Annotated in this window: 13 protein-coding genes; 1 reads left to right on the forward strand and 12 read right to left on the reverse strand. The window is 61.0% G+C overall.

What is annotated here, in order from left to right; all coding sequences use genetic code 11:
* Positions 1 to 201: 201 nt before the first annotated feature.
* The gene (locus FHX05_RS17050) at positions 202 to 1,614 is read left to right on the forward strand and encodes an XRE family transcriptional regulator (RefSeq protein ID WP_183873178.1); all 1,413 of its coding nucleotides are present in this window, start codon (positions 202 to 204) and stop codon (positions 1,612 to 1,614) included.
* Positions 1,615 to 1,711: 97 nt separating this feature from the next.
* On the opposite strand, the gene FHX05_RS17055 is transcribed toward FHX05_RS17050, so the two are convergent.
* The 12 genes from FHX05_RS17055 to FHX05_RS17110 all read right to left on the reverse strand — a co-directional run bounded on the left by FHX05_RS17055 (position 1,712) and on the right by FHX05_RS17110 (position 14,940).
* Entirely contained in the window at positions 1,712 to 2,656 is a 945-nt protein-coding gene (locus tag FHX05_RS17055; RefSeq protein ID WP_183873180.1) for a sugar kinase, read from the reverse strand.
* Positions 2,653 to 3,711: a sn-glycerol-3-phosphate ABC transporter ATP-binding protein UgpC gene (gene ugpC, locus FHX05_RS17060; protein ID WP_183873182.1), complete on the reverse strand. Its 1,059-nt coding sequence runs from the start codon at positions 3,709 to 3,711 to the stop codon at positions 2,653 to 2,655. Before ugpC ends, FHX05_RS17055 begins: the two co-directional genes overlap by 4 nt.
* 30 nt (positions 3,712 to 3,741) lie before the next feature.
* Positions 3,742 to 4,557 carry a carbohydrate ABC transporter permease gene (locus FHX05_RS17065; protein ID WP_095436787.1) on the reverse strand — a complete coding sequence of 272 codons (816 nt, stop codon included), beginning with the start codon at positions 4,555 to 4,557 and terminating at the stop codon, positions 3,742 to 3,744.
* 1 nt (position 4,558) lies between these two features.
* Positions 4,559 to 5,494 (reverse strand): sugar ABC transporter permease, encoded by a 936-nt coding sequence (locus FHX05_RS17070; protein WP_183873586.1) that lies wholly within the window; start codon positions 5,492 to 5,494, stop codon positions 4,559 to 4,561.
* Positions 5,494 to 6,825 carry a sugar ABC transporter substrate-binding protein gene (locus FHX05_RS17075; RefSeq protein WP_183873183.1) on the reverse strand — a complete coding sequence of 444 codons (1,332 nt, stop codon included), beginning with the start codon at positions 6,823 to 6,825 and terminating at the stop codon, positions 5,494 to 5,496. The genes FHX05_RS17070 and FHX05_RS17075 overlap by 1 nt, the downstream gene beginning before the upstream one ends.
* A 59-nt stretch (positions 6,826 to 6,884) precedes the next feature.
* Positions 6,885 to 7,544, reverse strand: a complete 660-nt coding sequence (locus FHX05_RS17080; protein ID WP_183873185.1) for a GntR family transcriptional regulator — start codon at positions 7,542 to 7,544, stop codon at positions 6,885 to 6,887.
* Positions 7,545 to 7,565: 21 nt separating this feature from the next.
* Positions 7,566 to 8,450, reverse strand: coding sequence for a dihydrodipicolinate synthase family protein (locus tag FHX05_RS17085; RefSeq protein ID WP_183873187.1), 885 nt, complete (start codon positions 8,448 to 8,450; stop codon positions 7,566 to 7,568).
* Between the two features lie 257 nt (positions 8,451 to 8,707).
* Positions 8,708 to 10,000, reverse strand: coding sequence for an amidohydrolase family protein (locus FHX05_RS17090; protein ID WP_183873189.1), 1,293 nt, complete (start codon positions 9,998 to 10,000; stop codon positions 8,708 to 8,710).
* Positions 10,001 to 10,015: 15 nt separating this feature from the next.
* Entirely contained in the window at positions 10,016 to 10,957 is a 942-nt protein-coding gene (locus tag FHX05_RS17095) for an ABC transporter permease (protein ID WP_112401296.1), read from the reverse strand.
* Positions 10,954 to 12,003, reverse strand: a complete 1,050-nt coding sequence (locus tag FHX05_RS17100; protein WP_183873191.1) for an ABC transporter permease — start codon at positions 12,001 to 12,003, stop codon at positions 10,954 to 10,956. Before FHX05_RS17100 ends, FHX05_RS17095 begins: the two co-directional genes overlap by 4 nt.
* Positions 11,993 to 13,519 carry an ABC transporter ATP-binding protein gene (locus FHX05_RS17105; RefSeq protein ID WP_183873193.1) on the reverse strand — a complete coding sequence of 509 codons (1,527 nt, stop codon included), beginning with the start codon at positions 13,517 to 13,519 and terminating at the stop codon, positions 11,993 to 11,995. Before FHX05_RS17105 ends, FHX05_RS17100 begins: the two co-directional genes overlap by 11 nt.
* A complete protein-coding gene (locus FHX05_RS17110; protein WP_183873195.1) occupies positions 13,516 to 14,940 on the reverse strand; it encodes an amidase in 1,425 nt (474 codons plus the stop codon). The genes FHX05_RS17105 and FHX05_RS17110 overlap by 4 nt, the downstream gene beginning before the upstream one ends.
* Positions 14,941 to 14,944 lie beyond the last annotated feature (4 nt).

Genomic DNA, 14,944 nt, shown 5'->3' on the forward strand with positions numbered 1-14,944 from the left:
CTCCCGATACTTTTCTCTCGATCCTCCGATCGATCTCGACTGCATAACTATTTTTACAACATTGATGTTGAAACAGCGAGTAAAACTGGAAAATGCCGTTATATAAAAGGGTTATGATGTATTATTGTTGACATCCGTCTTCGGTAAAATTGTAAATCTTGTAAAAGATTGCCGACTGAAGAATTGTAAAAGGTATGACACATGGTTGAGCGCAAGATCTTTGCCGGCACGAAGGTTCGGCGCATCCGCATGGGCCTCGGTCTGACGCAGACGACGATGGCGCAGGCGCTCGATATCTCGCCGTCCTATCTCAATCTCATCGAGCGCAATCAGCGGCCACTGACCGTACAATTGCTGTTGAAGCTGTCGGCGGTCTACAAGGTTGATCTCGACGAATTGCAGGGCGAGCAGGGCGGCAGCGCAGGGCAATTGCGTGAAATCTTTGCCGATCCATTGCTGGCAGGCGAGATCCCCGGCGATCAGGAGCTGATCGAGCTCGCCGAAGCTGCGCCGAATGCGGCAAACGGCATGATCCGGCTTTATCGCGCCTATCGCGAGCAGGCCGCAAGACTGTCCGATCTCGCCGAGCTTCTGGGCCGCGAGGGCCGGGTTGCCGAGGTCGCCGGACCGCGCCTGCCGCTCGACGAGGTTCACGATCGCCTGCAATCGCGCCCGAATTTCTTTGCCGGCATCGAAGATGCTGCGGAGACCTTCCATGAACGCCTATCGCCCGGCGACGACCTGACGGGCGCTTTGAAGGCATGGCTAAAGGCCGAGCATGGCATCGCGGTACGCCTATTGCCGGTGCACGCCATGCCTGGCTTGCGTCGACGCTATGACCGGCATTCGATGCGGCTTTTCCTGTCGGAGCGTCTGTCGCCCTTTGATCAGATCCGGGAGATTGCGACAGAAGTCTCGCTTTTGGTTCTGCGCGAGGAGATCGCCGCCGAGCTGAACGCCCTCGCGCTTTCGACGCCCGAAGCCAATCGCGTCGCCCGTTTCGAGCTGGCGCGCTACGCTTCCCATGCGCTTCTGATGCCTTATGGCGCCTACCTCGCGGCAGCGCAGCGAATGCATTATGATATCGAAGCCCTCGGCGCTCGCTTCGGCGTGTCCTATGAGCAAGCCGCCACGCGGCTGAGCAGCCTGCAAAGACCAGGCGCATCCGGCATCCCGTTTTTCCTGATGGAGATCGACAATGCCGGCCATCGCCTGCGCAAGGCGGGCGCCCAAGGCTTTCCGCAAGGGCGCTTCGGCGGCGGCTGTCCGAAACTCAACATCCATGCCGCGTTCGCTCAGCCCGGACAGATATTGGTGGACGCTGCCCAGATGCCTGACGGGGCCGGCTTCCTGACCGTATCGCGAACGCTTGAGGGACCGCGAGCCGATTTCGGAGAAAGGGTACGCCGCACGGCACTTCTGATCGGCTGCGATATCGCCCATCGCGACGAGGTGGTCTATGGCAAGGGGTTGGGCGCCAATCAGATCCCAATCGGCCCCGCCTGTCGCCTTTGCGAACGGCAGGGCTGTCTGGCGAGAGCCGAACCGCCGGTGACGCGCCCGCTTGGCCTCGATGAAATGGCGGCCGGTCTCAGTGTGTTCGATTTTCAGTGATTGCCTTGATTGCCATTGTTGAAAAGAAGGCCGCAACCTCGCCGTGGCGGGTGGAAGACGTGGCCTCATCGAGAATGCTGCGCTCGCGACCGGGCTTTCAAGGCGAACGGGATCGGCGGATGACGTTGGCCCGCGTCGGTGCCCCGGATCGTCCTCCAAAGGACTCGCACTTGATGGCGGCGGCTATGGAGGAAAAGCGGATTGCGTCTGCCGGCGCCATTCCCTCGGCAATCGCCAGCGCGAAGGCGCCGTGGAAGATGTCTCCTGCGGCAAGCGTGTCGACGGCTTTGACGGAAATGGTCGGGCAATGCGCGACGGCGTTGTTTTGCTCGTCGAACCAGTAGCTGCCGGCCGACCCTGCCGTGATGCAGATGAAAGCATGATCGAAGCGCTGTTTCAGACGATGCGCCATCGCGGACACATCGCTCGCTCCCGTCAGGCGCTGTGCGGCCGGCTCGGAAAAGACAATATGGGTCGCTTCCGGTGCCAGTTGTTCGATGATGCCGTCAGGAGCCACGTCGCCGTCGAGAATGGCGGGCTTGCCCATCGCTCTGGCAGTTTTGAGAACCTGCAGCGCCAGCGCCGGCCAGCGAACGTCCACCAGCACAGCATCGAATGCAGCGATATGCTCGGCCGTGAATTCCTTCACTGTATGGTGCAGCTTCGGATCGTAGAAGGGAACGATCAGCCTTTCGCCGTCATCGTCCACCAGGATCGTCGAGACAGCGGAACGGGCGCCGCCTACACGCAGCATGCCGTCCATATCGATGCCGGCGGCATCCAGATCGCGGATAATGCGCTCGCCGGTATCGTCGTCACCAACGGCGCCCCATAGGCTCGCCTCGCCACCGAGCCGGACAATGGCGTAGGCAGCGCTGGAGGCCATGCCTTCGGCGATCTGCAGCATGTCATAAGGCAAAACCTTCCCCTGACCGTGCGGAAGGGCATGGACGCGAAAGAGCGTATCGAGAACAGCGGCGCCGACGCAAAGAACGTGCTTGGCCGCGCCGGCGGGCGGATCGAAGATGGATGGAGCGGTCAAAGTCGCTTTCCGCTTGCCTTGTCGAAAAGATGGATGCTTGCCGGATCGACGCCGATTTCGATCTTGTCGCCGAAGCGGATATTCAGCCGCTCGCGGAACAGGCAGGAGATTTCCTCGCCGCCGCAATCGAGCTTGACATAGATCTCAGATCCCGTGCCTTCGACAATGCCGACGCTTGCCGACAGGCCGCTTGCCGCAGCGCGGATATGTTCGGGCCTGATGCCGTAGACGAGGGGACGTCCCCCGTACTCCGTGATCGGAAAGCCCTCCGGCAAGGGCAGGATGAGACCCTTGTCGCTACGGAAGACGCCTTCCTCGATCCTGCCGTCGATGAAGTTCATCGACGGTGAGCCGATGAAGCCGGCGACGAAGAGATTGGCCGGTCGGTCATAGAGATCGAGCGGCGCGCCGACCTGTTCGATAAAGCCGCCATGCAGCACGACGATCTTGTCGGCCATGGTCATGGCCTCGACCTGATCGTGCGTCACGTAGATCGTCGTCGTACCGACGCGCTGATGCATGGACTTGATCTCGCCGCGCATCTGGACGCGCAGCTTCGCGTCGAGATTGGAGAGCGGCTCGTCGAACAGGAAGACCTGCGGATCCCGCACCAGTGCGCGGCCCATGGCGACGCGTTGGCGCTGGCCGCCGGAAAGCTGACGGGGCAGGCGATCCAGTAGATTTTCCAGGCCAAGGATGGCGGCCGCCTTCTGCACCTTGGCGGCGATTTCGGAAGCGTTTGCTTTTTTCAGCTTCAGCGCAAAGCCCATGTTTTCGGCGACCGTCATATGCGGATAGAGCGCATAGTTCTGAAAGACCATCGCGATATCGCGGTCGCGCGCCGGCAGATGGCTGACTTCGCGCCGACCGATATGAATTTCACCGTCGCTGACCTCTTCAAGCCCGGCGATCATGCGCAGCAGGGTGGACTTTCCGCAGCCCGAAGGGCCGACGAGGACAACGAATTCGCCGTCGGCGATATCGACGCTAATGTCATGGATGACCTTCACCTGGCCATAGCGCTTCTGGATGCTCTGTATATTGACGGGTGCCATGAATGTGATCCTTTCCAAAAGGGGAGGCGGTCATTTGACCGCGCCGGCCGTCAGACCGGCGATGATCTGTCGTTGCGCGAACATGGTCAGCACGAGCACCGGCAACGTCACGATCAGGGCCGCCGCCGCAAGCGGTCCCCAGCTCACCTGCTCGAAGGAGAGCATGTTATAGACGGCCACCGGCAGTGTGCGGGTCTCGCGGCTCGCAAGCACGATGCCGAAGACGAAATTGTTCCACGAGAAGATGACCGAAAGAATGAAGGCGACGACGATGCCGGGACGGGCGATCGGCAGGGCGACGAGGCGGAAGACTTGCCATGGCGTCGCGCCATCGATGCTTGCCGCCTCCTCCAGTTCCATCGGCGTCGTCTCGAAATAGCCAATCATGATCCAGACGACGATCGGTACTGTGACGACGAGATGGATGATGATCTGCGGCCAGAGCGTTCCGAGCAGATTGAGCCATTGGAACAGCAGGAACAGCGGGATGAGGAAGGATAGGCCCGGCGTCATGCGGGCGATCATGATGACGATAGCCGACTTCTCTGCCTTCAGCCGCGCAATGCCGTAGCCGGCCGGCACGCCGATGACGAGCGCGAGCAGGGTGGCTGCCCCCGTCACAAGGATCGAATTCCAGAAATAGAGGAAGAAGTTGTTTTCCTGGAAGACATTGACGTAGTTCGTCCAGGCGAAACGGTCTGGAATGAGTATTGGTGGATAGGCGCCATTGTCGATCTCGTATTTCAGCGACAGCGAGATCATCCAAAGGAAGAATAGAATAACGGGCGAGACGATGACCAGGGCCACGAAGAACAGGCCGATACGGTTGAGTGTCGAGCGCTTCATCTCAATGTCCCTCCGTATCGGTCCATTTCGTCCGCTGCCGCATCATCAGGAGGATGAAGGAGAGCGCGACGATGAGGATGAAGAACACCACTGCCATGGCCGAGCCATAGCCGATGTCGTAATAGGAAAAGGCGGTGTTGTAGAGGTAGATGTTGATGGTCTCGGATGCCGTTCCCGGGCCGCCTTGCGTCATCGCATAGATGATGTCGAAGCTCTTGATCGCATCGATACCGCGGATGATGACGGCGATCATGAGGAAGGGCGAGATCATCGGCAGTGTCAGATAGCGGAACTTCTGCCAGGCGTTGGCGCCGTCGATTTCAGCGCTTTCATAGGGTTCGCGCGGCACGGAGGCGAGGCCGCCGAGCACGATCAGCATGACCAGCGGCGTCCATTGCCAGACTTCGACCAGAACAAGCGAGGGGATGACGCTTGCCTGGTTGTAGATCCATTCCTGCGGTCCGATGCCGACAAATGATAGCAGGTAGTTGAGCACGCCGAGTTGCGGATGGAACATCATGGTCCAGACGAGGGCCACGGCAACCGGCGTTGCCATCATCGGCATGACGAAGATGCCACGCAGGAAACCGCGCAACGGAAAGTTCGCATCGAAGATCAGTGCGGCCAGCGTTCCGAAGATCAAGGGGCCGACGACGGAGAGCACGGTATAGAGAACCGTGTGCCAAAGGGATTCCCAAAAGCGTGCGTCAGTCGCCAGCCGGACATAATTGTCCCAGCCGACGAAACTCTGCGATTGGCCGAGCGTCCACTTGTTCACGCTCATCCACAGGGTGAAGACCCACGGAAAGACGATGACAGCGGCAATGACGATCAAAGCGGGAATGACAAAGGGCCAGTAGTTGGGAGCAAGCCTTCGCGGCTTGCTCCTTCCTTTGGTTGCCTTCGCCGCAGTATCTTCGATGCTCACGGAAGCCATCATCCCTCGCTTCGTGCCAGAACCGGCTCGAACTGGGCGGTCGCCGTCTTCAGTTCAGCTGCGGGATCTGCGCCGCCGATCATGTTCGTCAGCGCGACACCATAGATGTCGCGGAACTCGGTGACCGGGATGATGACGGGCAAGGCGAGCTGAGAGACCTTGGCGGAGCCGGCGACGGCATCGAGCCAGGCACCCGGCATCTTTACACCCTCGCGCACCTTCTGATCCTCCAGGATGGATTGGCGGAAGGGAACACCGGCGCCTGCCTGCAGGAGGCGCGCGCCCATGTCGTGCGAGATCGCCCATTGGCAGAAGAGATAAGCGGCTTCCTTTTTCTGGCTGGCCGCCGTCACGCCGAGGCCGTCGCCGGTCGTCGCCGCTGCCTGCGCATTCGGTCCTTTCGGCATGACGCCGTAGCCAACCTGGCCGACGACGCGGGATTTTTCCGGGTTTTCGATCGGCGGCGCAAACCCGACGCCATCGACCCACATGCCGATCTTGCCCTGCAGGAAGGCCGATTGCGCTTCCGCCCAGTTGAAGCCGGAAACGCCGGGAGGTGCCGATTTCGTCATCAGGCGCTGATAGAGCTTGGCAGCGTCGACCGCGCCCTGCGATTCCGTCTGCAGCTTGCCGTCAGCCGAAAGCGGCGTCGTGCCATAGCCGAGCATGAAGGTCGTCCAGACCGGCGCGTTGGCATTCTTCAGGCCGCGGGCGACGAAGCCATAGGTGTTGGTCGATTTATCCGTCAGCACCTCGGCGGCTTTCGCCATATCTTCGAAGGTTTCCGGATAGGCGAGGCCCTTCTTCTCGAACAGGGCCTTGTTCCAGTAGACGATCCAGTAGTCCACCGAGAAGGGCAGGGAGCGCATGACACCTGCGGAATCCTTGGCGAATTTCAGGCCGGCTTCAGCGAAATCGCTTTCCGTCAGCGAGGGATCGGTGAGCGATGGGTCCTTCATGAAGCCGCTGATATCGGCGAGCCAGCCGCCCTTTTCGAACTGGCGCTTCTGGACGTGATAGCTCAGATGCACGACGTCGAAGCTTGGCTTGCCGGAACTGAGCTCGATCGTGGTCTTCTGTCGCTGCTGTTGTTCCGGCGTCGCCTCGGCATTGACCTTGATACCGGTCAGGGCTTCGAACTCGCTTAAGTATTTGAGGATCGTCTCGCTGCGCGGGCTCTTGACCAGATTGACCTCGAGCGTCGTGCCGGCAAAGCGCTTCCAGTCTACCGCGGCCGAGGCGGTGCGCACGCCCAGAAGGCTCGTTGCGCCTAGTGCGGCCGTGCCGGCCATGAAGCCGCGACGTGTCGGATTGAAAAATGACGATGACATGTTGTTCCTCCTCCTCTGGCCGAAAATCTCCTCATTCGCGGCCTGTTGTCTAAAGCTGTTTACATCTTTAACGCGCGATCCCGCGCTCCGCCGATATGGGCTACCAGCGCGGTAACCGCCTCTTCGGCTGAGCGCCTCTCAATGGCTTCAAGCACTTTCAGATGCTCTTCCATAACCGGGCCGACATGGCCGTTGATGCGAAACCTGTCCTGGCTGATCAGCCGCATCTTGATCGAATTGACCCGATAGGCATTCGAGATGATCGTGTTGCCGAGGGCATCGATGAAGGCATCGTGCATGCCCCAGTCCACCGACTGCGCGTGAAGTTCGAGTTCTTGCGAGCTGTCGCCGGCCCGAATGGCATCCGCGATATCGCGATGGTCCTTCAAAAGCTTGCCAATCGTCTCGTCTGACGCCGAATAGGTGAACAGCGCGACGGCTTCCTTTTCCAGAAAGAGACGGAGCTGGAAAGCCTCCCGGATCAGGTCGAGATCGATATGGGCGATCTGCAGCCCCCGCTGCGGAACCGTCTTGATCAGCCCTTCGGCCTCCAGGCGCGGGATCAATTCGCGGATCGCGCCGAGCGTCAGTCCCGTTAGTTCGACCAACCGCCGCTGCGATATGAATTGCCCAGGGCGAACGTCGCGCGCCAAAAGATGGCGCGTGAAGCTCTCATAGGCTTTCTCTCTCAACGTCGTCTGTTCGCCTGGTCCGTCCATCGGCAGCTCCGGGCTGATCGGTTAGGCTGCCTTGGCGCGAAACAGTGCGCCGAAAGCAGCAAAGAGCGTGTCGGAATCTTGGCTGTTCAACGCCACGAGGGGTGGGCGTACGGCAAGCCAGCCATCGTCCTCCGTCAGACGGGCGAGAATGGCCTTGATCGAGGGGATGACCGGATAGTTCAGCAGTTGCCCGACGAAGCGCTCCACATTGGCGTCGTCGATGCCCTTTTCCGCCATGACCTGAACTTCGCGAGGAAGGAGATTTGCCATGCCGGAGATTGCTCCCTGTCCGCCGAGCCGAACGCCGCGGGCCAGATGCCGCTCGTCACCGATCAGTATGATGAGATCGCCATGCGTCTTCAGCAACTCCTCGGTATAGGGCCAATCGCCGGAGGAGTCCTTGACGCCGACAACAACATCCGGAAATGCGGCGCGCAGGCGGCCGACCAGCGAGATCGAGAGCGGCACCATCGTCACCGACGGAATATTGTAGACGATCACGTCGCGGGCATGGGTGCCGAGCATGGTGAAAACGGCCGAAAACCATTTGAAGAGGCCGTCGTCGCTGACATTCTTGAAGTAGGAGGGTGGGGCGAGGAGAATGTTGCGGACACCTTGCGCCAGCGCCTGTCCAGCCTGGGCAGCCGCATCCTCGGCGGCATCGACGAGCACGCCCATGACGATCTGCTTAGGCGCAATGCCGGCGGCGAGCATCGCGGCCAGAACCTGCTTGCGCTCCTGCATGCCGATCGACGCGCCTTCGCCCGTGGTGCCGAAAAGGGTGACGCTCTTGCAGCCATTGGCAAGGCAATGCTTCGCCTGCTCGATCACGCCTGGGATTGCAATCTCGCCATCCGCGTCGAAAGCTGTTGCCAGCGCGGCCGACAGGCCAAAATTCTCACTCATCCGATCCTCCCAAACCCATGAGTTAGTGCGTAGCATACTGACATGTTAGCTGTAAAGTAAAGTTCGTTTCAGTGATGCATATGTGATTTACTGGATGAGGAAGAGCATCGCGAGGGAACTTCCGCCGCGACGAATATTGGATATGCAGCGTGCTGTTGCCGCCGAATTTTGTGGCGCAGATCATGCTTGGCTCGACCGCACGGAGAAAGCACGATCAGCGACGTTGCAATGATATCGCTTGTCAGGCTGGCGAGGTGTTAGTTCCCGACAGGCACATAATCGAGCCCGCCATCGATCTGCGAAGGCCGCCCGTCGAGGAAAAGCTCGCCGATGCGCGGCGCCGAGCGGGCGATGACCTTGCCGCGCTTGATGACGGCGAGGCGATTGGGTTTCAGGCGCAGCGCTTCCAGCGTGTCGACGGCCTGCAGCACGACGAAATCGGCATTGCAGCCCTTTTCCAGGCCGTAGCCTTCAAGGCCGAACGTCCTGGCGGAGTTGACGGTGAGTGCGTCGAAGATCTTCTTCTTGTCTTCGATGCCCGCCATCTGCGCAACGTGGATGGCCATATGACCGACTTCGAGCATGTCGCCCGAGCCCATCGAATACCAGGGGTCCATCACGCAATCGTGGCCGAAGGAGACATTGAGCCCGGCATCCATCAGTTCGCGCACGCGCGTCATCCCGCGCCGTTTAGGATAGGTGTCGTGCCGGCCTTGCAGCATGATGTTGATGAGCGGGTTGGGGATGACGTTGATCTTCGCCTCCGCCATCAATGGGATGAGCTTGGAGACGTAATAATTGTCCATCGAATGCATCGAGGTCAGGTGCGAGCCTGCGACACGGCCCTGCAGTCCGAAGCGGATAGTCTCTGCCGCCAGCGTCTCGATATGGCGCGACATCGGATCGTCGGTTTCGTCGCAATGCATGTCGACGGGAAGGCCGCGATCGGCCGCGATCCTGCAAAGTGCCTCGACCGAGGCTCTGCCCTCATCCATCGTCCGCTCGAAATGCGGAATGCCGCCGACGATATCGACGCCCATGTCGAGCGCGCGTTCAAGAGAGGCCACGCCATCCTTGGCGCGATAGTAGCCATCCTGCGGGAAGGCGACGAGCTGCAGGTCGATATAGGGCTTGACCCTGTCCTTCACCTCCAGAAGCGCCTCGGCTGTCACCAGCTTTGGATCGGAGGTGTCGACGTGGCTGCGGATGAAGAGCAGGCCTTGGGTGACGGCGAGATCGCAGTAGCGCAATGCGCGATCGACAAGCTCCTCCTTCGTCACGATCGGGCGCAGCTCTCCCCAAAGTGCGATGCCCTCCAGAAGCGTGCCGGAAATATTCATGCGCGGCAGGCCAAGCGAAAGCGTCGCATCCATATGGAAGTGCGGATCGACGAAGGGCGGGCTCACCAGCCGGTTGGTCGCATCGATTTCTTCCTTTGCCTCGGCGGCGATCGAGGCTTCGATTGCTGCGATCTTGCCGTCCTCGACCGCAATGTCGATGCCCTTGCGGCCATCAGGCAGATTGGCATTGCGAATGATCAGATCGAACATGGAAGGCTCCTTGGATTATCTTTCGCCACGGCGATAGGGTTGCATCAGCGCCTGTGGCACGCGGGCACGCCTGCTCATGACCGCAAGGGCGACGATGGACAGGATATAGGGCGTCATCAGGAAGATCTGATAGGGCACACCCTGCACCGCCGTCTGCAGACGCAGCTGGAATGCATCGAAGAAGGCGAAGAGCAGGGCGCCGAACAGCGCCCGGCCCGGCCGCCAGGACGAAAAGACGACAAGCGCGATGCAGATCCAGCCGCGGCCTTGCACCATGGTTGGAAAGAAGCTGTTGAAGGCGGAAAGCGTCAAGAAAGCGCCGCCCATGCCCATCAAGGCGCTGCCGGCAATGATCGCGCCATAGCGGATCTTCATCGGGTTGAGGCCTTGAGCCTCGGCCGCATGCGGGTTCTCACCCGTCATGCGGATCGCAAGCCCCGCCGGTGTGCGAAAGATGAGGTATGCCATGACCAGCGCGACCAGGATTGCGAAATAAGTCGGGGCGGTCTGCGTGAAGAGAGCAGGGCCGATGAAAGGCAGGGTGGAAAGCCCGGGAATGGCGATCGGCTGGAACGGCGTAATGGTCGGCGGCGTCCCGGCGACAGGGACGATCAGCCGGAAGACGTAGTAACTGAAACTGGATGCAAACAACGTCACACCGAGACCTGAAACATGCTGCGACAGGCCGAGCGTCACCGTCAGGGCCGAATGCAGAAGCCCGAAAATGCCGCCGGCGATCGCCGCGATCAGAAGTCCGGTCCACAGATCGGCGCCGTGATAGACGGAGAGCCAGCCGATCATCGCGCCGAAGGTCATGATGCCCTCGATACCGAGATTGAGGACACCGGCCCGCTCGCAAAGCAGCGCACCGAGCGTGCCGAAGATCAAGGGTGTCGCAATCCGCAACACGGCAGCCCAGAGCCCGGCCGAAGCAATGATATCGACAAGCGTGCTCATCGGCGGATCCTGTACTGGGTGAAGAACAAGGCGATCAGCATCGTCAGCAGCGACAGGGCGACCGTGACGTCGGCGATGTAAGTGGGGATGCCGAGGCTGCGGCTCATGCCGTCGGCGCCGACGAACATGGTTGCGGTGAAGATCGCCGCAAGCACGACGCCAAGTGGGTTGAGGTTTGCCAGCATGGCGACGACGATGCCGGCATAGCCGAAGCCGGGTGAAAGATCTGTCGTGACGTAACCTTTGACGCCCATCACTTCGATCGCGCCGGCAAGGCCGGCAAGCCCGCCGGAGAGACAGGCGACCTTGACGAGGGTCGAGCCGAGGCGAACGCCGGCGAAGACGGCGCCTGACGGATTGAGACCGGCTGCCCGCGACTGCATGCCGAAGACTGTGCGCGACTGGACGAAATAGACGATCGCGGCGATGACAATCGCAATTGCAAAGCCGATGTGGAGGCGTGATCGTGCAATCAGTTTCGGCAGCATGGCGTGATCGGCAAGCGCCTGGGATTGCGGCCAGCCGAATGCCGTCGGGTCCTTCAGCACGCCGTCGATCAGCATGGAGACGAAGAGAACCGCGATGAAATTCAGGATGAGGCTCGTCACGACCTCGTCGACGGAGAAGCGTAGCCGCAGCCATAGCGGCACGAGGATCAATATCATCCCGGCGAGCGCGCCGATGATCATCAACAGCGGAATGAGGATCGGGCCGGGCAGCCCGGCAAGCATTTTCGACCCGAAGGTCGCAACGGCAATGGCGCCGAAATAGAATTGTCCCTCGGCGCCGATGTTCCAGAGGCGGGCACGAAAGGCGACTGCGGCGGCCAATCCCGTCAGGATCAACGGCGTCGCGCGGGTCAGCGTCTCCGTTGCCGAAAGCCTGGAGCCGAAGGCACCGAGCAGGATCCGCCGATAGGCCTCGAAGACCGGCGCGCCGGCAATCGCAATCAGGATGCCGGCGAGTGCGAGCGCTGCGATGATTGCAAGCAGGGGAGCCAGGGTCATCATGTAGAGTGGGCGGTGCTCGCGCCGTTCAAATCGCATGTTCGGTCCCGCTCTTGTCTTTCCATTCTCCGGCCATCATCAATCCCAGCAGGCGTGCATCGGCCTCACCGGCATCGATCGGTGCCGACAGGCGACCGCCGACGATGGCCTGGATGCGATCGGCCAAGGCGATCACTTCGTCCAAATCCTCCGAGATCAAAAGAACGGCGGTGCCTTGCCGGCGCGCTTCCAGAATGCGTCCGTGGACGGCGGCAACGGCCCCTTCGTCCAACCCGCGCGCTGGCTGGGCGGCGATCAGGATTCGTGGTCGTTCATGGAGATTGCGGCCAAGGATCAGCTTCTGCATGTTGCCGCCAGACAGCAGCCGGGTGCGGCTTGCCGCACTGCCGCCGCGCACATCGAATGCCTCGATGATCTCCTGCGCGAAGGCCACGCCGGCACCGCGGTCGACCAGACCATGCTTCGAATAGGAAGACAGGCGCTCGAGTACGGCATTCTCCCAGATCGCCATTTCGCCGATTGCGCCATCACGATTTCGGTCTTCCGGAATGCGACCGATGCCGGCCTCGATGACCGCAGCCACATCAAGATCGCCGACGGGCTTATTGAATAGAAGAAGCTCACCGGAGGAACGGTTTGCGGTGCCGGACAGGATCTGCCCCAGGCTCGCCTGGCCGTTACCCGACACGCCGATAATGCCCAGAACTTCACCGGCGTGGACATGAAAGCTGATCTTCTTCAAGCGCTCGACGCCGCCGCTTTTGAGCGTGATGTCGCGGGCTTCGAGCGCAATAGCGCCGGGGACGCTTTTCTCGCGAGTTGGGCGCGTGACGCGATGTCCGACCATAAGTTCGGCAAGCTCGGCCTTGCTGGTCTGAGATGCCTGCCTTTTGGCCGCAACCTTGCCGCCGCGCAGGACGACGATACGGTCGGCCGTGGCCATGACTTCATCGAGCTTGTGGGAGATGAAGATCAAGGATAGGCCTTGCGCGGCCATCTGTTTCAGCGTCGAGAAGAGCTTTTCTGCCTCGATCTGGGTGAGAACGGCGGTCGGCTCGTCGAGGATCAGGATGCGCGCATCGTTGTAGAGCGCTTTCAGGATTTCCACCCGTTGCTGCTCGCCGACCGAGAGATCGCCGAGGCGAGCATCGGGGTCGACCTTCAGACCGAAACGTTCTGAGATCGCCAGAAGCTTGTTGCGGGCCGCCGTCATTTGAGATGTGAGCGACCACAACCTCTCAGTCCCCGTCATGATGTTTTCGAGCACAGTCAGGTTTGGTGCGAGTGAGAAATGCTGATGCACCATACCGACGCCAGCCCGAATTGCGGCGCGCGGCTTGCCCTTTGGCAGTTCCACATTGTCGATCAGGATGCGGCCGGTATCGGGCACATAATGGCCGAACAGGATGCTCATCAACGTCGTCTTGCCGGCGCCGTTTTCTCCGAGCAGAGCAACGATCTCGCCCTTTGCCAAGGACAGCGAGATATTGTCATTGGCGAGGGTGCTGCCGAAACGCTTGCTGACACCTTCGATGGTGAGAACGGCTGTGGTCATGTCGCGAAGCCTGCAATCGGGAAGCGGTGTTGCCACCGTTGCTCGGCCTCGAGCGCAGATGCAAGCTGCAGCAACAGCTTATCCTCGCTCATGGGCGCCATCATCTGAATTGGCAGCGGCAATCCCTGGGCGTCTTTGCCGAAGGGGAGCGTGATTGCCGGGAAGCCGGATATGTTGGCGAGCGAGGCAAGCGGGGCGAAGGATGTCATGCGCTCGAGATGCAAATCGATGTCCGAGTGATCCGTGGGGAAAGAACCAATCGGCGGTGGTGCGGCGGCAAGCATGGGCATGACGATGACATCGACCTTGTCGAAGATTTCCCACAGAGTGCGGCTTGCCCTGACGGCGCCATTAAGCGAGCGCCAAAGGACTGTTGCCGGCATGGCGCGTCCGCGCATGATGAAGGCTTGCGTCATCGTCTCCACGAGGCGCACGTCCAGTTTGAGATCGTCAACCAGGCCGGCGATATTGACGGAGATGATATCGCCAAAGGCACGCGCGCTGGCCTGGATGGCACTTTCCATCTCATCCCAACGGATGGATATCAGCGCGTTTCCTTGGTTTTCCAGGAGCCTGGCCGCTGCTTCCACCGCTTGGGCCCGATCCGACTCGATAGCGTAGTGCCGCCCGGTATCGGTAAGGAGGCCGACGCGAAGTTTGCCCGTCTTGGCCGTGTGTTGAGCGATGTCCGCGTACGGCCCCCTTGTCCTTCCCCGGACAACATCGAAGATCGCTGCGGTGTCGCGCACGGAGCGGGTGACAGCGAGTTCGCTGGCGATGCCGCCGAGATGATTGCCGAAGGAGGGACCGGCGGGCACCGCTCCGCGCGTTGGCTTTAGCCCGACAAGACCGCAGCAGGCGGCCGGCACGCGGATCGAGCCGCCCGCGTCCGTCGCATGCGCGATCGCCACGATACCGGTGGCGACTGCGGCCGCGGCACCACCCGACGAGCCGCCAGCGGTTCTGCTCCGATCCAGCGGATTTCGGCAGATCGGGCCGATTGCCGGTTCGGATGCGAGTGAGAAGCCGAATTCCGGGCTGGTGCTCAAGCCGAAGGCGCAAAGGCCGGCATCGCGAAAACGGCCTGCCAAATCGCTGTCAGCGCCTTTGCCCGCGCGGGTGAACAAGCGAGAGCCAGCGGTCACCGGCAGCCCCGGAAATGGGCCGCCGAGATCCTTGGCGACCGTCGGCACGCCGGCAAAGGCGCGCCGCGCAAAGCGCTCGGGATGCACCGAGGCCTCCTGATCCAGGGCGAGCGCTGCCGCAAGCCCTGTTTCAGAATTGACATAGGTGATGGCGCCAAGCTCATCTTGCTTGGCGCAGGCATCAAGCGCAGCCTGCATGGCATCCACGCAGGTAAGCGCGCCGGATTTGATGGCGCCAGCTAGCTCCGTGGCATCGGCGTATGATGGGCTGCGCATGATC

Origin of the sequence: Rhizobium sp. BK491 (assembly GCF_014194925.1) — a bacterium.
Lineage (GTDB): Bacteria > Pseudomonadota > Alphaproteobacteria > Rhizobiales > Rhizobiaceae > Rhizobium.

What these genes read in the sequence shown, in the direction of transcription:
- FHX05_RS17050 (WP_183873178.1), top strand. Translation starts at nt 202, where the DNA reads ATGGTTGAGCGCAAGATCTTTGCCGGCACGAAGGTTCGGCGCATCCGC.
- ugpC (WP_183873182.1), bottom strand. Translation starts at nt 3,711, where the DNA reads ATGGCACCCGTCAATATACAGAGCATCCAGAAGCGCTATGGCCAGGTG.
- FHX05_RS17065 (WP_095436787.1), bottom strand. Translation starts at nt 4,557, where the DNA reads ATGAAGCGCTCGACACTCAACCGTATCGGCCTGTTCTTCGTGGCCCTG.
- FHX05_RS17070 (WP_183873586.1), bottom strand. Translation starts at nt 5,494, where the DNA reads ATGGCTTCCGTGAGCATCGAAGATACTGCGGCGAAGGCAACCAAAGGA.
- FHX05_RS17075 (WP_183873183.1), bottom strand. Translation starts at nt 6,825, where the DNA reads ATGTCATCGTCATTTTTCAATCCGACACGTCGCGGCTTCATGGCCGGC.
- FHX05_RS17080 (WP_183873185.1), bottom strand. Translation starts at nt 7,544, where the DNA reads ATGGACGGACCAGGCGAACAGACGACGTTGAGAGAGAAAGCCTATGAG.
- FHX05_RS17085 (WP_183873187.1), bottom strand. Translation starts at nt 8,450, where the DNA reads ATGAGTGAGAATTTTGGCCTGTCGGCCGCGCTGGCAACAGCTTTCGAC.
- FHX05_RS17090 (WP_183873189.1), bottom strand. Translation starts at nt 10,000, where the DNA reads ATGTTCGATCTGATCATTCGCAATGCCAATCTGCCTGATGGCCGCAAG.
- FHX05_RS17095 (WP_112401296.1), bottom strand. Translation starts at nt 10,957, where the DNA reads ATGAGCACGCTTGTCGATATCATTGCTTCGGCCGGGCTCTGGGCTGCC.
- FHX05_RS17100 (WP_183873191.1), bottom strand. Translation starts at nt 12,003, where the DNA reads ATGCGATTTGAACGGCGCGAGCACCGCCCACTCTACATGATGACCCTG.
- FHX05_RS17105 (WP_183873193.1), bottom strand. Translation starts at nt 13,519, where the DNA reads ATGACCACAGCCGTTCTCACCATCGAAGGTGTCAGCAAGCGTTTCGGC.
- FHX05_RS17110 (WP_183873195.1), bottom strand. Translation starts at nt 14,940, where the DNA reads ATGCGCAGCCCATCATACGCCGATGCCACGGAGCTAGCTGGCGCCATC.